Genomic DNA, 17,567 nt, shown 5'->3' with positions numbered 1-17,567 from the left:
TCTTCTCCTGAATGGCATCAATGGGTTACAGGGTCGCGGTGACACCGCCATCCACGTAGAGGATGTGGCCGTTCACGAAACGCGAGGCATCGCTGGCCAGGAACACGGCCGCGCCCACCAGGTCTTCGACATCGCCCCAGCGACGCGAGGGCGTGCGGCCGACCAGCCAGTCGGTGAACTTGGCATCGTTGACCAGGGCCATGTTCATCTCGGTCTTGAAATAACCCGGGCCCAGGCCATTGACCTGGATGCCGTACTTGCCCCAGTCGATCGCCATGCCCTTGGTGAACATCTTCACCGCGCCCTTGGTGGCGGTATAGGGGGCGATGCCGGGACGACCCAGTTCGCTCTGCACCGAGCAGATGTTGATGATCTTGCCGGCGCCACGCGGGATCATGTGGCGCGCCACTGCCTGGGCGGCGTAGAAGACGCTGTTGAGGTTGGTGTTGATGAGGTCGTGCCAGTCCGATTCCTTGAACTCCTCCAGCGGATTGCGGCGCTGGATGCCGGCGTTGTTGACCAGGATGTCGATGGCGCCGATCTCGCCTTCGATCTTCTGCACGGCGGCCTTGACCTCGTCAGAAGAGGTGGCGTCGAAGCTGGATTCATGGATGACGTGGCCTTCGGCACGCAGTTGCGCCGCCACAGCGGCCAGCTTGGTGGCATCGCGTCCATTGAGCACGATGGCCGCGCCCGCTTGCGCCATGCCGCGCGCCAGTGCCAGGCCGATGCCGCCGGACGAACCGGTGATCAGGGCCAGCCGGCCTTCGAGGGAAAAACCCTGCAGGCCTGCCGGCAGGGAGGTGGTCTTGGTGGTCATGTGGTCTCTTTCTTCTTGTTGGGGAGGTGGCAGATCGAAACTGCTCAGGCCGGCCTGCGCCGGAGCAGCGTTCAGTGCGCCTTTCCGGTCTCGCGCTGGAAGGCGGCGATGGCGTGGTACTCCGCTTCCAGCTTGGCCGGAATGGCCGCAAAGATGGGTTGCAGGCGGCTGTAGACCGCCACCGCGTCGGCATGCGGCGCGTGATGGTTGGTGGACCAGACCATGCCGGAAATCACCGACAGCGACGGCACCAGCCCCAAGGCCCAGGCGCCCAGCACGGCCGCGCCCAGGCAGGACGATTCCACGCTTTCCGGCACCATCACCTCGCGATTGAAGATGTCGGCCATCATCTGGCGCCACAGGGCCGAACGGGCAAAGCCGCCGGTGGCCATCATGCGCTTGGTCGGGCCGACCAGTTCTTCCAGCGCCGGCAGGATGCTGTAGAGATTGAAGATCACCCCTTCCAGCGCGGCGCGGATCATGTGGTGCTTGCCATGGTGCAGGGCCAGGCCGAAGAAGGAGCCGCGCAGGTCGGCATTCCACAGCGGTGCACGCTCGCCGGCCATGAAGGGATGGAACAGCAGCCCTTCGGCGCCGGGGCGCACCTTCTCGGCGATACGGGTCAGGGCCTCATAGGGATCGACGCCTTCATCACGGGCCGCGGCCGCCTCGGCGGTCGCCAGTTCATCGCGCACCCAACGGAAGATGTTGCCGCCGTTGTTGACCGGGCCGCCGACCACCCAGTGCTTCTCGGTCAGGGCGTAGCAGAACAGGCGGCCATGCGGGTCTGTCAGGGGCTCATCGATCACCGTGCGCATCGCGCCGGAAGTGCCGATGGTCACCGCGACGTGGCCGATCTCGATGGCGTTCACGCCCAGGTTGGAGAGCACGCCGTCATTGGCGCCGATGATGAAGGGGGTGTCCACCGACAGCCCCAGGCGCTGGGCCATCCCGGGTGACAGCGGCGGCAGGCGGTGGGTGGTCGGCACCGGCGTGGGTAACTGCTCGGGCGTGACGCCCAGCAGTTCCAGCGCACCGCGATCCCAGGCCAGCTCGCGCAGGTTGAACATGCCGGTGGCCGAGGCGATGGAGTGGTCCACCACCCACTGGCCGAACAACTGGTACAGCAGATATTCCTTGATGCCGACAAAGCGCGCCGCCTTGCTGAAGACTTCCGGCTTTTCATGGCGCATCCACATCAGCTTGCACAGCGGCGACATCGGGTGGATGGGCGTACCGGTGCGGCGGTAGATGGCGTTGCCATCGTGTTCGTGCTTGATGCGCTCGGCCCAGACCGAGGCGCGGATATCACCCCAGGTGATGCTGTTGGACAGCAGGCGGTTCTCGGCATCGAGCGCGATGACGCTGTGCATGGCCGCGCTGAAGGACAGCAGGGCGATCTCCTGCGGCGCTGCGGCGGCAGCCTTGACGGCCCCGGCAATCGAGGCCAGCGCGGCCTCGACGATCTGTTGCGGGTCCTGCTCCGCCATGCCCGGCTCGGTACAGATCACCGGGTATTCCTGCGCATGCTGTGCGACCACCTTGCCATCGAGCGTGAAGACGACAGACTTGGTGCTGGTGGTGCCGATATCGACACCGAGCATGTAGCGGGCGGAGGTGGACATGGAAATTCCTTATCTGACAGATGGCAAGACGCCCGGACCAGCCGGGCGTTGCATCGTGAGTATTAAATGACGATCAAACGACGAGGTTGAGCAACATGATGAAGATGATAGCAACAACCGAGATCAGTGTTTCCATCACCGTCCAGGTCTTGAAGGTTTCACCCACGCTCATGTTGAAGTATTCCTTGACCAGCCAGAACCCGGCATCGTTGACATGCGACAGGATCAGCGAACCGGCGCCGGTGGCCAGCACCAGCAGTTCCTTGTTGGTACCGGGGATCAGTGCCACCAGCGGGGCCACGATGCCGGCACCGGTGATGGTGGCCACCGTGGCCGAACCGGTCGCCACGCGGATCACGCCGGCCACGAACCAGGCCAGCAGCAGCGGCGAAATCTGTGCATGCACGGCCAGCTGGCCGATGGCAGTCCCCACACCGGAATTGACCAGCATCTGCTTGAAGCCGCCACCGGCACCGATGATCAGCACGATGGCCGCGGTCGGCGCCAGGCTCTGATCGACGAACTTCAACACCTGCTGGCGGGTGAAGCCACGGGCCAGGCCGAAGGTCCAGATCGCCAGCAACAGCGCGGCCAGCAGGGCCACGATGGGGTTGCCGATGAAATCCATCAGGTCGCGCACGGCGTGGCCTTCAGGCAGGGTAACGTCGACGAAGGTCTTCAGCAGCATCAGGAACACCGGCGAAAGCACCGTCACCAGGGTGGTGGTGAAGCCCGGCAGGTTGCTGGTCTGCGGCTCGCGCGCCAGTTGCGCCATCAGTTCTTCCGAAGGCTTGATGTCGACGTAGCGCGAGATGAAGGAACCGAACATGGGGCCGGCGATGATGACCGTCGGCAGGCCCACCAGCAGGCCGTAGAAGATGGTCTTGCCGATGTCGGCACCGAAGATGCCGATGGCCAGCAGCGGCCCCGGATGCGGCGGTACCAGGCCGTGCATCACCGACAGGCTGGCCAGCATGGGCATGCCGATCTTGAACAGCGGCACGCCGGAGCGACGCGCCACGATGAATACCAGCGGGATCAGCAAGACGAAGCCGATTTCGAAGAACAGGGGAATACCGACCAGGAAGGCCCCCATCATCATGGCCCAGTGCACGCGCTCGCGGCCGAAGGCACGCACCAGCGTCTGCGAGATCTGGTCGGCACCGCCGGACTCGGCCATCAGCTTGCCCAGCATGGTACCCAGGCCCAGCACGATGCCGACGAAGCCCAGCACGCCGCCGAAGCCGTCCTGGAAGGACTTGACGATCTTGGGCAGCGGCATGCCCGAGATCAGACCGAGGAAGCCCGAGGTGATCGTCAGGGCGATGAAAGGATGGATGCGCAAGCGCGTGATCATCAGGATCAGCGCGAGGATCGCAATGACTGCATTGAACAGCAAGGTGGCGTCGTGGCTCATTCCCAGCATGGGATCTCCGATTGCCGATAGCCGATGCCGTGCGGCCCGCAAAGAGCCGCAGCAGCGTGGCCCCGGCGCGAGGCTGAGGACGGACGTCTCCTGCGGCCTGCCCTGGCGGGAGGCGCGAACATCTGCACTATCTGCGTAGTGTTATCTGATTGACCTGAGTGTGGTATGCCGCCGCTGACCCCGCCGCCGTGTGCCCGGAGGTTCGGATGTTAGCGTTAACATGGGGCGCGATGATAACGCTAACATTTTGCGCGGGTCAAACACTTGTTGTGCTGCAGTGCGGCAGAAGGAGGGGCGAACGGAGGGCCGGGCGTGCCGTACGGAAATCATTTTCCTTCGGGTGTGCTCCGGACTCATCCTGCCGGGCGAGGATGGCGGTGCTCTGTCGGCGTGTCTTCGATACGCCGCTGCGCGGCTACTCAGTCCGAACGGGAGGGGGTGATGGCCTGTGAGCGGTTGGCGGTTGGCGGTTGGCGGTTGGCGGTTGGCGGTTGGCGGTGGACGGTGGGCGCAGGATGAAGAGAGGAAGCGTTGATCATCGGAAACCGTTCGGACTGAGTAGCGGCATGGCCGCGTATCGAAGGCGCAGCGTCTCCTCGCATCCCACAGGAATCACGCCCTCCCACCCCGCAAGCAGGTATCATGTCGCCACCCTGAATTGACCGCACTCTCCCGCTCTCCATGACCCAGCGCGCAGCACCCAAATCCACGCCCAGGCCCAAGCCGAAGTCTTCCGCCCCCGCACGCGGCAGCCGCGCCACCGGTCGCGTCACCATCATTGATGTGGCAGCCGAGGCCGGGGTCAGTCCGATGACGGTATCGCGTGCACTGAAGACGCCGGCCCTGGTGCAGGAACAGTCCCGCCAGCGCATCCTGGAGGCCATTGCCCGGCTCGGCTATGTTCCCAACCAGGCCGCCTCGACGCTGGCCTCGGCACGTTCGCAGGTAATAGCGGTACTGGTGCCTTCTCTCACCAATGCGGTCTTCATCGAAACCCTCTCGGGTATCCGCGACTACCTGGCCGGTGCCGGTTACCAGTTCCTCATCGGCGAGACCGGTTACGTGCGGGACAAGGAAGAACAACTCATCGCCACCTACCTGGCCCATGCGCCGGCCGGCTTCCTGCTCTCCAGCAGCGAACAGCACGACATCCTGCAGGCCCGCCCCGGCAGCCGCGACATCCCGGCCGTACGCATGTTCGACCTGGGACGCAGCCAGCACGACCTGTCGGTGGGTTTCTCGCAGACCCGCGCCGGGCAGGCGGTGGCACGCCATCTGGTCCAGCGCGGCTATCGCCGACCGGCCTTCCTGGCGGCGCAGCTGGACCCGCGCATGATGAAGCGTCGAGAGGGTTTCCGCAAAGGCCTGATCGAGGCCGGCATCCAGCCGGATATCGAGGTGCTGCTGCCGGAACCGACCACCGTCAACATGGGCGCGCAATTGCTGCGCCGCGTGCTGGAGCAGCATCCGGACTGCGATTCGGTCTTCTGCTGCAACGACGACCTGGCCCTCGGTGCGCTCTTCGAATGTCAGCGCCAGGGCATCAGCGTGCCGGGGCAGATGGCCATCGCCGGCTTCAACGACCTCTCCTGGGCCGCTTGTGCCACGCCGTCCATCACCACGGTGGTGACGCCGCGCTATGACATCGGCTACAAGTCGGCCGAGATGCTGGTGCGCCAGCTCAAGGGCGAAGACATCGCCAAGGGCCGCCTGGACCTGGGCTTCGAACTGGCCGTGCGCGAGAGCACCTGAACCGGCGAAGGGCTTCGTCGGCACCTGCTGCGCAAGGGAGCTGCCTCCCGGCGAACCACCTCATCGGTCCGCCGCATCCCGTCCATCCATGGACGAATCACCATCAATAATCCATCCAACGCTGGCCGCTGGCTCTGGACAGATGCGGTCCATTCTCTACAATCTTCCGGTGTCGTCCAGGCTGCTGCCGCATCGCATCGGGACGGCATTCCTATAAATAATATGCACATTCTCAAGTCCAGATCATCAGGAGCATCCCTCATGCAGACATTCACCGGTCTTTGCAAACCCGCCGCCATGGCCCTGCTGCCCTTGTGCGGCGCACTGGCCTTCCTGCCGGCCAGCGCCCAGACGGCACCACCGGCGGCCCCCGTGGTCAAGTACGACCTGACCTACGACATCATCAGCCCGGTCCATAGCCAGCACGGCATGGTCGCCACCGAACAGGAACTGGCCACCAAGGTCGGCGTGGACATCCTCAAGAAGGGCGGCAACGCCGTCGATGCGGGCGTGGCGGTCGGATTCGCGCTGGCGGTGGTGCTGCCCAATGCGGGCAACATCGGCGGTGGCGGTTTCATGATGATCCACGACGCCAAGACCGGCAAGAACGTGGCCCTGGACTTCCGCGAGATGGCGCCGCAGCGCGCCACCCGCAACATGTACCTGGACGACAAGGGCAACGTGGTCCCCGGCCGTTCGCTCTACACCCACCTGGCCGTGGGCGTACCGGGCACGGTGGCGGGCCTGTCGCATGCGCTCTCCAAATACGGCACGATGAAGCTGTCGCAGGTCATCCAGCCGGCGGTCGAACTGGCCGAAAAAGGCTACCCGGTCAGCCGCAGCCTGGCGCTGATCCTGGCTGCCGAGCGTGAGCACCTGGGCCAGTGGGATTCGTCCAAGGCGATCTTCTTCAAGGAAGGTCGTCCCCTCAAGGAAGGCGAAATGCTGGTCCAGAAGGATCTGGCCAAGTCCCTGCGCCTGATCGCCAAGGAAGGCCCCAAGGCCTTCTATGACGGCGCCATCGCCAGGAAGATCGTGGCCGAGATGGACAAGCACGGCGGTCTCATCAGCGCCGACGACCTGCGCAACTACAAGGTGGTCGAACGCGTGCCGGTATCGGGCAACTATCGCGGCTACCAGGTGATGTCCATGCCGCCGCCAAGCTCGGGCGGGGTGCACATCATCCAGATGATGAACATCCTGGAACGTTATCCGCTCAAGCAATACGGCGCCGACAGCGCCCAGACCATCCACCTGATGGCCGAAGCCATGAAGCTGGCCTACGCCGACCGTTCGGAATACCTGGGCGATCCGGATTTCACCAAGGTCCCCGTCAAGGGCCTGACCTCGCGCGCCTACGCCGACGAACTGGCCAAGAAGATCAACCCGGATCGCGCCACGCCTTCCACCGAGATCAAGCCGGGCCAGCCGCAGCCGTATGAAAGCGACCAGACCACCCACTACTCGGTGGCCGACAAGGACGGCAACCTGGTGGCCACCACCTATACCCTGAACCTGAACTTCGGCAGCGGCATCGTCGCCACCGGCACCGGCATCACCTTGAACAACGAGATGGATGACTTCGCCGCCAAGCCGGGCGTACCCAATGCCTTCGGCCTGATCGGTGGCGACGCCAATGCAGTGGGACCGTATAAGCGACCGCTGTCGTCGATGTCGCCCACCTTCGTGCTCAAGGACGGCAAGCCCTTCCTGGTCACCGGCAGCCCGGGTGGCAGCCGCATCATCACGACCACGATGCAGACCATCCTCAACGTGATCGACCACGACATGAACGTGGCCGAAGCCACCATCACTCCGCGCATCCACCATCAGTGGGCGCCGGACCAGCTGCGCGTGGAAAAGGGGCTCTCCGCCGATACCCTGAAGATCCTGCAGGACAAGGGCCAGAAGATCAGCGTGCAACCCTCCATGGGACGCACGCAGACCATCCAGATCCGGGAAGACGGCTTTGACGGCTTCTCCGATCCGCGCAATCCGGATGGACGTACGCTGGGGTTCTGATCTGACTCGCGTGACATGAAGTATGCATCACCCTGCCCCGTCACTGATTGACGGGGCAGGCAGTGAAGAGAGAAACCGGTTCCTGATTTTCAGGGACCGGTTTTTTTTCGACTGTGTGGGATGTGGGGCGATGACGCATTTCTCGTCAGACATCCCGGGATGAGAGGTGAAAGCTGAGGACGACTGATGGATGCTGACGTAATCCACGGTTCATCTCCCTTGCCACCCGTCTGAATATCTATACCGGGAAAATAAAGTTAGTTCTTTTGCGCCTCCCGAGCATGCACTCCAACCTCCGACATACTTTTTCCAACGCGCCTTTGTCAGCCTCATCCATTCGGAGCAAGGCATGAGTCCATGCAGAGCATCTCTCGGGCGACGGCTCAAATCCGTTCGCCTGCAACTGGGTATCAGCCAGCGCCAGTTCGCCATTGCGCTGGGCACTGCACCCAACCACATCTACCAGATTGAACGTGGTCGCAGCATGCCCGGTGCCAAACTGCTGCGCGGTATGCGCGAGCGGTTCGGCATCGATATCAACTGGCTGCTCAGTGGTGACGCCGATTATGTCGCCACCACGCTGCTGGAACGTGAATTGGAAAAGCTGGTCCGGCAATTCCGACACGCAGATCGTTCTGCTCGGGCGATGTTGTTGAAGACGGCGAGTTTCACGGCGTCTGCATCTCTGTGAGGCGTTGCCACGGCGGTAAAAGCAGCAGCAGCGCTATCGAAGCCCCCTCCCCGCCCCCGAAACAAAAAATGCCGTCCAGCACGACGCTGAACGGCATTCCTGGTGCAAGGACCGGCGTGGTCCTCAGTCAGGCACAGACCTACTCCCGCATCTCCACCATCTTCGGATAGACCTTCACCAGCACGATCTTCGGCCCAGACATGCGCTTGATGACCACGTCGAAGGCGGGAAACTCGATCTTCTGGCCTTCCTTGGGGAGGTCGCCCAATTTCTCCATCACCAGGCCACCGACGGAGTCGATGCTGTCGTCGTACTCGATGTCGATGCCCAGCATGTTCTCCAGCGTGACGATGGGCAGGCTGCCCTTGCCCAGCAGGGTACCGTCGTCCTGGCGGGTCCACTCGCCGGTGTTGTGGCGGAATTCGTCGCGGATCTCACCCACCAGCAGGCTGAGCATATTGTCCAGGGTGATGAAGCCCTGCGGCGGCTGGCCCTTCTTGCCGATGACGGCGAAGTGCGGCGTGCCGGTGCGGAAGCGGCGCAGCAGGTCCAGCGCCGGCAAGGCGGGCGAGATGAACTGCACCGGGCGCAGATAATCCTTCAGGTTGCCGATGGCGCGACCATCCTGCTGTGCCAGGAACACGTCCTTCAGGTGGACCAGGCCCAGCACCTGCTGGCGCTCGGCGTCGAAGTAGGGATAACGCGAATAGCGGTTGCGGTAGATGATGTCCAGGTTTTCTTCCTGGGTCTTGTCATCGCCCAGGGCCACGATTTCACTGGCGGGGCGCATGATGTCGGCCACGTCCAGTTCGGCGAAGTTCAGGCTCTGGGCCAGCATGTTCCATTCGTCGCGGGTGAACTTGCCACTCTTGCCGCTCTTGCCACCGGCGCGCAGGATCAGCTTGAGTTCATCTGAGGAATAGTGCGCGTCATGCCCATGGCCGGCGCCCAGTCCGGCCACGCGCAGCAGCCAGTTGGAGCTGGCGTTGAGCACCCAGATCAGCGGATACATGCCCCAGTAGAAGCCATACAGCGGCACCGCGCACCACAGGCCCAGCTTTTCCGGGCTGCGGATGGCCATGGACTTGGGGGCCAGTTCGCCGGCCACGATGTGCAGGAAGGAAATGACGAAGAAGGCAAAGACGAACGAGATGCCGTGGATCAGTTCCTGGTTGGTCACGCCCACCAGCGAGAAGAGCGGTTCCAGCAGCCGGGCGAATGCCGGTTCACCGATCCAGCCCAGGCCCAGCGAGGCCAGGGTGATACCGAGTTGGCAGGCGGAGAGATAGGCGTCCAGTTGATTGTGGACCACGGCCAGGATGCGGCCGCGCAAGCCTTGTGTTTTTGCGATGGCCCTGATGCGCGTTTGACGCAACTTGACCAGACTGAATTCTGCAGCGACGAAAAAACCGTTCAACGCAACCAGGAAGAAGGCTGCGACGATCAGTAATATGTTTTCCAACGAGGGTTCCTATCGGGGTTGTCAAAGGGCCCGGACGCAATGAGCCGGTCCGGACCCGGTAATTTACCATGGGTCGGCGGGCGAACCGGTTTTGCTATCAAAATAACAATATCGCACGCATCAGCCGACTGGAACGGGCAAAACCCTCCATCACGTTGGCGAAGCCATCATCTCCTGCCCCGCCTGCAACAGGAAATCCCGCAGCAGTCGTGCACTCGGCCCCACGCGCTGGGCGTGGACCAGATAGATTTCCAGTGGCGCGGTCTGCACCTGCGGTAGCACCCGCACCAGTTCACCCGAGGCCAGCAGGGTCGCGGCGTCATAGGCTGGCAGCCTGGCCAGGCCCTCACCGGCCAGCACGAAGGCCAGGCGCGAGGCGGCGCTGTCGGTGATCACGTCACCCCGGACGGGGACCTGGATTTCCCGCTCGCCCTGCTGCAGGGACAGGGTCTTCTGATTGGGCGGGTAGACCACCCAGCGGTGCTGGGCCAGCTCCTCCACGCTGGTCGGCGCCCGATAGCGGCGCAGGTAGGCGGGCGCCGCGCAGAGCATGGTGGGCTCCTTGACCAGACGACGTGCCACCAGGCTGGAATCGGCCAGCGGACCGGCGCGCACGGCCAATTCCATCCCCTGCTGCACGAGATCGACATTGCTGTCGTTCATCGCCACGTGCAGGCGCACGGAAGGGTAACGACGACGAAACTCCAGCAACGCCGGCAGGATGCGCTTGTTGCCGAAATGATGCGAACAGGTGATGCGCACCTCGCCGCTGGGCTCGGCACGCAGCAGTTCCATGCCGCGAATGCCGTCGTGGGCCTCGTCCAGCAGGCGCTCGCAATGCACCCGGAAAGCCTCCCCGGCCGGCGTCAGGCTGAAGCTACGCGTGCTGCGCTGGGCCAGCGGCACGCCCAGCCGGGTCTCCAGCGCCCGTATGTGATGGCTGACGACCGCCCGTGTCAGGCCCAGTGCACGCGCACCGGCGGCAAAGCTACCGGCGCGCACCACCGTGGCAAATACGGCCATGGCACGCAGTTCGTCGAGGATGGGGGCGTCATCAGGCATGGAGGATTGTATCAATCAGTTTGACATTTCGTAAGCATAACAGACTCTACCGCAACAACCGGCTCTTCCCTATAGTTTGATCAACCGCAGCGATGCGGCATCTACCCAATCATCCGACTATAAGGAGCTTTATCATGAGCATGAAGACTGTCCTCTTTATTTTGACAAATAGTGCGACCATCGGTCCCAATTCGCGCGCCACCGGCTACTTCTTCCCGGAAGTGGCGCATCCCGTCGAGGTGTTCGAGCAGGCTGGCATCGCGGTGGAGTTCGCCTCGCCCCTGGGCGGCACCCCGCCGGAAGACGGCTACGACGCCAACGACCCGGCGCAGCTGGCTTTCCGCAACGGCCTGGCGATCCGTCGCATGGCACGCAGCCGCAAGCTGTCCGAAGTGGATGTGCTGGACTATGACGCCATCTTCTTCCCGGGGGGCCTGGGTCCGATGGTGGATATCGCGGTCGACCCCGAGGTCAAGCGCGCCATCGCCCGCGCCTGGGATGCGGGCAAGATCGTCTCGGCCGTCTGCCACGGGCCGGCGGCGTTCCTGGGGGTGACGCTGGGGGATGGCACGCCTTTGCTGCGCGGTCGCAAGCTGACCTCCTTCTCCAACGAAGAGGAAGCCAACTACGCCCAGGCCGACGTCCCCTTCCAGCTGGAAGACGCCCTGCGTGCCGAAGGTGCCGAACACACGTCGACTGCACCCTGGCAAGCCCAGGTGGTGGTCGATGGTCGGCTCATCACGGGCCAGAACCCGGCTTCCGGCGCCGGCATGGCCGCCGCCGTGGTGCAGGCACTGACTGCGGAGGCAGCATGAACGCCGCCGACGCCATCACCGTGCTGGCACGCTGGCAGCCGGCGCCCAATGCCATGGCCGAGGTACTGGCCCTGGCCGAGGAAATGCGCCAGCGTTCACTGGCCGAGCCGGGTTGCCTGGGCTATGAAATCTATCGCTCGCCGGCAGGGCCGGAAGCGGTGTTGCTGGTGGAACGCTACCGCGATGCCGCCGCCCTGGAAAAGCACAAGCAGTCGGCGCACTACCAGTTGCTGGTCACCGGCCAGGTGTTGCCGCTGCTGGCCTATCGCAAGGTGGACCTGCTGCGTGCCTGCACGCCGGCATGAGCGCCAGGCAGGGGGAGGCTGATCGCCCTACCCTGCCGGCTCAGGCTTCAATACGTCACGGAATTCTTTAGCGGACTTCAGAAGCCTTCCAGCACCACCTTGCCCCGCGCCCGATTGGTCTCGATCAGGGCATGCGCGCGGCGCAGATTCTCGGCATTGATGCTGCCGAAATGCTCGCCCGTGGTGGTGCGCAGCACACCCTCGTCGATCAGTTGCGCCACGCGTTGCAGGAGCTCGTGCTGGCGGATCATGTCGGCGGTCTGGAACATGGAGCGCGTAAACATCAGCTCCCAGTGCAGCGAAATGCTCTTGCGCTTGAGCGGCACCACATCCAGCGTGGCCGGGTCGTCGATCAGGGCCAGTTGGCCCTGCGGCGCCAGTACCTCGACGATCTGCACAAAGTGCTGGTCGGTGTGGGTCAGGCTGATGACGATATCGACCTCGGGGATGCCGATCTTCTCCAGCTGCGGCTTGAGCGGCTGGCTATGGTCGATCACGTGGTGCGCACCCAGCTCCTGCACCCATTGCACGGTCTCCGGGCGCGAGGCGGTGCCGATGACGGTCAGTTGCGTCAGGCGACGGGCCAACTGGGTCAGCATGGAGCCGACACCCCCGGCAGCACCGATGATGAGCAGGCTGCGTCCCTGGCCACCACCTTCCGGCACGGCCACGCGGTCGAACAGCAGTTCCCAGGCCGTGATGGCCGTCAGCGGGATGGCGGCTGCATCGGCGTGGCCCAGGCTGGCGGGCTTGCGGCCGACGATGCGCTCGTCGACCACGTGCAGTTCGCTGTTGGAGCCGGATCGGGTGATGGAGCCGGCATAGAACACTTCATCGCCAGGCTGGAACAGCGTTACTGCCGATCCCACGGCGCGCACCACGCCCGAGGCGTCCCAGCCCAGTACGCGCGGCTCCTTGACGGGCGAGCCGGCGCGCACCTTGGTATCGACCGGATTGACCGAGATCGCCTTGACCTCGACCAGCAGGTCGCGCTCGCCCGGTGTGGGCTCGGGCAGGGTGGTATCGATCAGGGACTCGGGGTTGCTGATGGGCAGGCCGTGCTGCCTGTAGACGATGGCTTTCATGGGAAATCCTTTCCTGTGGAACATGAGGGTTGCATCAGGCAGGAGGCTTGTATCTGCCTGCCTTGCATGGACACCATCTTAGGTCCGCAAGCTCGCGACCGCCAGAACCTGCCCCGATAAAGACTTTCATCGCAGAAGCGAAAATCGCCCGCAATCCCTTGCTGCAGGCGGCTCACGCCAGATGCGGCTTGATCACCGCAGCCAGCTTGTCGAACGCCCGGGCGATCTCGTCATTGGGGACACTCGCATAGCCCAGCAGCAGTCCACGCCGCGCACCACGGGCATGCATGTAGTAGCGCGACAGCGGTCGCACCACGATACCGGCGGCCAGCGCCTGCTCGCAGATGAGCACGTCGTCGCATTCCTGCGGCAGACCCAGCACCAGGTGCAGGCCGGCCTCGCCGCCGGTGATGGTCATCTTTTCGCCGAAGTGGCGATTGATGGCCTGTTGCAGCAACTGCAGCCGTTCCGCGTAGAGCACCCGCATCTTGCGGATGTGCGACGCAAAATGCCCCTCGGCCATGAAGTCGGCCAGCGTCGCCTGCAGGAACACCTGGCCGTTGCGGTACAACTCGGCGATGCCGGTGGCGAAGGCGCGGGAGAGCGATTCCGGCACCACCAGGAAACCGATGCGCAAGCCCGGGAACATGATCTTGCTGAAGGTCCCCATGTAGAGCACCCGGTCCTGTGTATCCATGCCCTGCAGCGAAGCCAGCGGCCGTCCACCGTAGCGGAATTCGCTGTCGTAGTCATCCTCGATGATCCACACCTTGTGGGTGGCGGCGTATTCCAGCAGCATGCGCCGCCGCGACAGGCTCATCACCATGCCCAGCGGGTACTGGTGCGAAGGCGTGGTGCAGATGAAGCGCGGTGGCCGGCGCAGGTTGGCCAGGCGCATGCGCATGCCTTCCTGGTCCACCGCGATGGGGACCGACTGGATGCCCAGCGAATTGAGCACGCTGCGCGTACCCCAGTAGCAGGGGTCTTCGACCCAGGCGGTATCGCCATGCTCGCCCAGCAGCTTGACCACGATGTCGATCGATTGGTGGATGCCGGTGGTGATCAACACCTGCGAGGCCGTGCAATTGACCGAGCGCGCCACGCGCAGGTATTCGGCGATCTGCTCGCGCAGCCCCGCATAACCGGCGCCGGGGCCATAGGTCAGCAGGTCGGAATTGGAACGGCGCCAGTGCTTGTTCTGCAGCCGCCCCCAGATCTTGTAAGGCACACAGGTGACGTCCGGCACACCTGGCATGAAGGCACCCCACTGGCGCTCGCCGACACCGGCCTGCCGCGTCAGCAACGCACCCCGCGCCGACAGTTCGGACTTGCCGGAGGGGTCCGTCAGCGGCTCCTTGCGCTCCACTGCTTCGGGCATCTGGTCCGGCGCCGTGTCGGCCACGAAGGTTCCGGCGCCGGTGCGGCTTTCCAGATACCCCTCGGCCAGCAACTGCTCATAGGCATAGGTCACGGTATTGCGCGAGGTCCCCAGCTCAGTGGCGAGGTCGCGCGAGGACGGCAATTGCATGCCGGCCGGCAAGGTGTGGGCCAGGATGGCTTCGCGGATCAACTGGTAGATCTGCCGATTCACCGGAACGGCAGCCGCGGTCTTGCCTGTGCGGGGGCTTTTCGCTGCGGCGCTTTCCCGGCCGGCAGCGGCACGGCCCTTGCCCGGACCGGCCTTGGACGAAGGTCGGTTGATGCGCAGCAGCAGATAGTCGGACAAGGAGGCAAGTTTCAAGTGGCACCATCAGATATTTGAAATTGGCTCTATATTACAGTGCCACTTGGGTTTTATATTGTTTCCCGACTCAGCAATTTCCGCGCCGTGCCGGCGCCATTCAACGCAGCAAGAACGGAGCAAGCAATGACCACCCAGGTGACCAACCAGGAACTGCAACAACGAAAGAACGCCGCCACCCCGCGCGGCGTGGGCGTGATGTGCGACTTCTACGCCGAGCGTGCCGTCAACGCCGAGTTGTGGGATGTCGAGGGCCGCCGCTTCATCGACTTCGCCGCCGGCATCGCCGTGCTCAACACCGGCCACCGTCATCCGAAGCTGCTCGACGCCATGCGCGCCCAGATGGAGAAGTTCACCCACACCGCCTACCAGATCGTGCCCTATGCCAGCTACGTGGAACTGGCCGAGCGCATCAACGCCGTGACCCCGGGCGACTACCCCAAGAAGACCGCCTTCTTTTCCACCGGCGCCGAGGCGGTGGAAAACGCCATCAAGATCGCCCGCGCCCATACCGGCCGTCCTGGCGTGATCGCCTTTGCCGGCGGCTTCCACGGCCGGACCATGATGGGCATGGCGCTGACCGGCAAGGTCGCTCCCTACAAGCTGGGCTTCGGGCCCTTCCCGGGCGACGTCTACCACGCCCCCTACCCCAGCGCGCTGCATGGCATCAGCACCGAGGATGCGCTGGAAGCCGTCAAGGGCCTCTTCAAGAGCGACATCGAAGCGCGCCGCGTGGCCGCCATCATCCTGGAGCCGGTGCAGGGCGAAGGCGGCTTCTACGCCGCCCCGGCCGACTTCATGCGCGGCCTGCGCGCCATCTGCGACGAGCACGGCATCCTGCTGATCGCCGACGAAGTGCAGTCCGGCTATGGCCGTACCGGCAAACTGTTTGCGATGGAACATTACGATGTGCTGCCCGATTTGATGACCATGGCCAAGAGCCTGGCCGGTGGCATGCCGCTGTCGGCCGTCAACGGTCGTGCCGAGATCATGGATGCGCCCGCCCCCGGTGGCCTGGGCGGCACCTATGCCGGCAATCCCCTGGCGGTGGCCTCGGCGCTGGCGGTGCTGGACGTGATGCAGGAAGAAAAGCTGGTGGCCCGTGGCGCGCGCCTGGGCGACAAGCTGCAGGAGCATCTCAAGGAGCTGCGTTCGGCCGTGCCGCAGATTGCCGAAGTGCGCGGCGTGGGTGCCATGGTCGCCGTCGAGTTCGCCGACCCGGCCACCGGCAAGCCGGATGCGGACTACACGAAGAAGGTGCAACAACACGCCCTGGATCACGGCCTGCTGCTGCTGACCTGCGGCAGCTACGGCAACGTGATCCGCTTCCTGTTCCCGCTGACGATTCCTGATGCCGTCATGGACGAAGCGCTGGGCATCCTGGCCGCAGCCATCAAGCTGGCCTGAGATTTGCATTGCAGGGCAGCTGCAGAATCAATAGCAGATCAGTAACAGGGTAGACGGGCCGGACGACGAATCCGGCCCCGCGTAGAGAGAGGATCGATGATGGCAGCTTATGCAATGAAGCAGGCACCCCAGCAACAAGCGACGGCCGACAGCAACAGCGATGTGCTGGTGCAGTTCTGTGGCGTGAAGAAGACCTATGACGGCGAGAACCTGATCGTCAAGAGCCTGGACCTGGAGATTCGCCGTGGCGAATTCCTGACCCTGCTCGGCCCCTCGGGTTCGGGCAAGACCACCTGCCTGATGATGCTGGCGGGGTTCGAGTTTCCCACCGGCGGCGAGATCCGTCTCGATGGCCAGTTGCTCAACCGCGTGCCGCCCCACAAGCGCAACATCGGCATGGTGTTCCAGAACTATGCGCTGTTCCCGCACATGACCATCGCCCAGAACGTGGCCTATCCGCTGTCGGTGCGCAAGATGGATCGCGCCACCCGCGAAGCCAAGGTCAAGCAGGCGCTGGACATGGTGCAGATGGGGAAATTCGGCGACCGCTATCCGACCCAGCTCTCGGGCGGCCAGCAGCAGCGCGTGGCGCTGGCGCGCACACTGGTCTTCGATCCGCAACTGGTGTTGATGGACGAACCGCTGGGCGCGCTCGACAAGCAGCTGCGCGAACACATGCAGCTGGAACTGAAGGCCCTGCACAAGCGCCTGGGCGTGACCTTCGTCTATGTCACCCACGACCAGAGCGAAGCCCTCACCATGTCCGACCGCGTGGCCGTCTTCGACCAGGGCGTGATCCAGCAGCTGGCCCCAGTGACCGAACTCTACGAATATCCCGACAACCAGTTCGTGGCCAACTTCATCGGCGACAACAACCGTTTCAAGGGCAGCGTGGAATCGGTACAGGGCGAGCACTGTACCGTGCGCCTGGCCGATGGCACCGTGCTGACCGGTCTCAATGTCCACCGCGCGCACGCCGGCCAGACCATCACCGCCTGCGTGCGCCCCGAACGCATCCGCCTGGCCGCAGGTGGCAGCAGCGAACCCAACAGCCTGCGCGCCACCATCGGCGGCCTGATCTATTTCGGCGACCATGTGCGTGTGCGTTGCACCGTCACAGGGCAGGAAGATTGCTTCGTCAAGCTCTCGCTCTCCGACCCGGCGCTGGCCGGCCTGGCCGAGGGCAGCAGCGTGGTGCTGCATATCGCGCAGGATCGCCTGCGCTGCTTCCTCTGAGCGCCCGGCTCATTCCCGTTTACTTAGTTTTTCTTAGCTTTTTTGTTTCGCCGTACCTTGATGTTGCAGTTCCATTTGTTAGTTTTCCAGGCAACGCAGATTGCCCATGAAGTCCGAT

The 17,567-nt window shown here is 64.0% G+C and carries 14 protein-coding genes; 7 read left to right on the top strand and 7 right to left on the bottom strand.

The features are described 5' to 3' along the window. Positions 1-25 precede the first annotated feature (25 nt). From HWE04_RS03185 to HWE04_RS03175, 3 genes are all read right to left on the bottom strand, one after another. The gene (locus HWE04_RS03185) at positions 26-820 is read right to left on the bottom strand and encodes an SDR family NAD(P)-dependent oxidoreductase (RefSeq protein WP_077236601.1); all 795 of its coding nucleotides are present in this window, start codon (positions 818-820) and stop codon (positions 26-28) included. 71 nt (positions 821-891) lie between these two features. Further along, positions 892-2,445: a gluconokinase gene (gntK, locus tag HWE04_RS03180; protein WP_241811465.1), complete on the bottom strand. Its 1,554-nt coding sequence runs from the start codon at positions 2,443-2,445 to the stop codon at positions 892-894. Between the two features lie 73 nt (positions 2,446-2,518). After that, a complete protein-coding gene (locus HWE04_RS03175) occupies positions 2,519-3,871 on the bottom strand; it encodes a GntP family permease (RefSeq protein WP_006463834.1) in 1,353 nt (450 codons plus the stop codon). Between the two features lie 681 nt (positions 3,872-4,552). On the opposite strand from HWE04_RS03175, the gene HWE04_RS03170 reads away from it, so the two are divergent. The 3 genes from HWE04_RS03170 (at position 4,553) to HWE04_RS03160 (ending at position 8,336) form a co-directional block, all read left to right on the top strand. Further along, on the top strand, positions 4,553-5,623 hold the full coding sequence (locus tag HWE04_RS03170) for a LacI family DNA-binding transcriptional regulator (protein WP_234295645.1): 1,071 nt from the start codon (positions 4,553-4,555) through the stop codon (positions 5,621-5,623). A 261-nt stretch (positions 5,624-5,884) separates the two neighbouring features. After that, positions 5,885-7,645: a gamma-glutamyltransferase gene (gene ggt / locus HWE04_RS03165; protein ID WP_241811464.1), complete on the top strand. Its 1,761-nt coding sequence runs from the start codon at positions 5,885-5,887 to the stop codon at positions 7,643-7,645. Positions 7,646-7,994: 349 nt separating this feature from the next. Continuing rightward, entirely contained in the window at positions 7,995-8,336 is a 342-nt protein-coding gene (locus HWE04_RS03160) for a helix-turn-helix domain-containing protein (RefSeq protein WP_241811463.1), read from the top strand. A gap of 139 nt (positions 8,337-8,475) precedes the next feature. Here the strand turns inward: HWE04_RS03160 and HWE04_RS03155 are convergent, their stop codons facing one another. After that, positions 8,476-9,798: a hemolysin family protein gene (locus HWE04_RS03155; RefSeq protein ID WP_006465271.1), complete on the bottom strand. Its 1,323-nt coding sequence runs from the start codon at positions 9,796-9,798 to the stop codon at positions 8,476-8,478. Positions 9,799-9,948: 150 nt separating this feature from the next. Then, entirely contained in the window at positions 9,949-10,860 is a 912-nt protein-coding gene (locus HWE04_RS03150) for a LysR family transcriptional regulator (protein ID WP_241811462.1), read from the bottom strand. A 134-nt stretch (positions 10,861-10,994) separates the two neighbouring features. On the opposite strand from HWE04_RS03150, the gene HWE04_RS03145 reads away from it, so the two are divergent. Beyond that, a complete protein-coding gene (locus HWE04_RS03145) occupies positions 10,995-11,675 on the top strand; it encodes a type 1 glutamine amidotransferase domain-containing protein (protein WP_241811461.1) in 681 nt (226 codons plus the stop codon). Further along, the gene (locus tag HWE04_RS03140; RefSeq protein ID WP_241811460.1) at positions 11,672-11,980 is read left to right on the top strand and encodes a putative quinol monooxygenase; all 309 of its coding nucleotides are present in this window, start codon (positions 11,672-11,674) and stop codon (positions 11,978-11,980) included. Before HWE04_RS03145 ends, HWE04_RS03140 begins: the two co-directional genes overlap by 4 nt. Before the next feature lie 77 nt (positions 11,981-12,057). Here the strand turns inward: HWE04_RS03140 and HWE04_RS03135 are convergent, their stop codons facing one another. Continuing rightward, positions 12,058-13,065, bottom strand: a complete 1,008-nt coding sequence (locus HWE04_RS03135) for a zinc-binding alcohol dehydrogenase family protein (protein WP_241811459.1) — start codon at positions 13,063-13,065, stop codon at positions 12,058-12,060. Positions 13,066-13,237: 172 nt separating this feature from the next. Then, a complete protein-coding gene (gene pdxR, locus HWE04_RS03130; RefSeq protein WP_077236610.1) occupies positions 13,238-14,806 on the bottom strand; it encodes a MocR-like pyridoxine biosynthesis transcription factor PdxR in 1,569 nt (522 codons plus the stop codon). A gap of 126 nt (positions 14,807-14,932) precedes the next feature. On the opposite strand from pdxR, the gene HWE04_RS03125 reads away from it, so the two are divergent. Together HWE04_RS03125 and HWE04_RS03120 are read left to right on the top strand one after the other, a co-directional pair. Then, positions 14,933-16,213 (top strand): 4-aminobutyrate--2-oxoglutarate transaminase, encoded by a 1,281-nt coding sequence (locus HWE04_RS03125; RefSeq protein WP_077236611.1) that lies wholly within the window; start codon positions 14,933-14,935, stop codon positions 16,211-16,213. Between the two features lie 114 nt (positions 16,214-16,327). Then, positions 16,328-17,449 (top strand): ABC transporter ATP-binding protein, encoded by a 1,122-nt coding sequence (locus tag HWE04_RS03120; RefSeq protein ID WP_241811458.1) that lies wholly within the window; start codon positions 16,328-16,330, stop codon positions 17,447-17,449. The last annotated feature ends 118 nt before the right edge of the window (positions 17,450-17,567 follow it).

Source organism: Herbaspirillum sp. C7C2 (assembly GCF_022627865.1).
Lineage (GTDB): Bacteria > Pseudomonadota > Gammaproteobacteria > Burkholderiales > Burkholderiaceae_D > Herbaspirillum > Herbaspirillum frisingense.
This window is presented reverse-complemented; position numbering and strand designations above follow the sequence as displayed.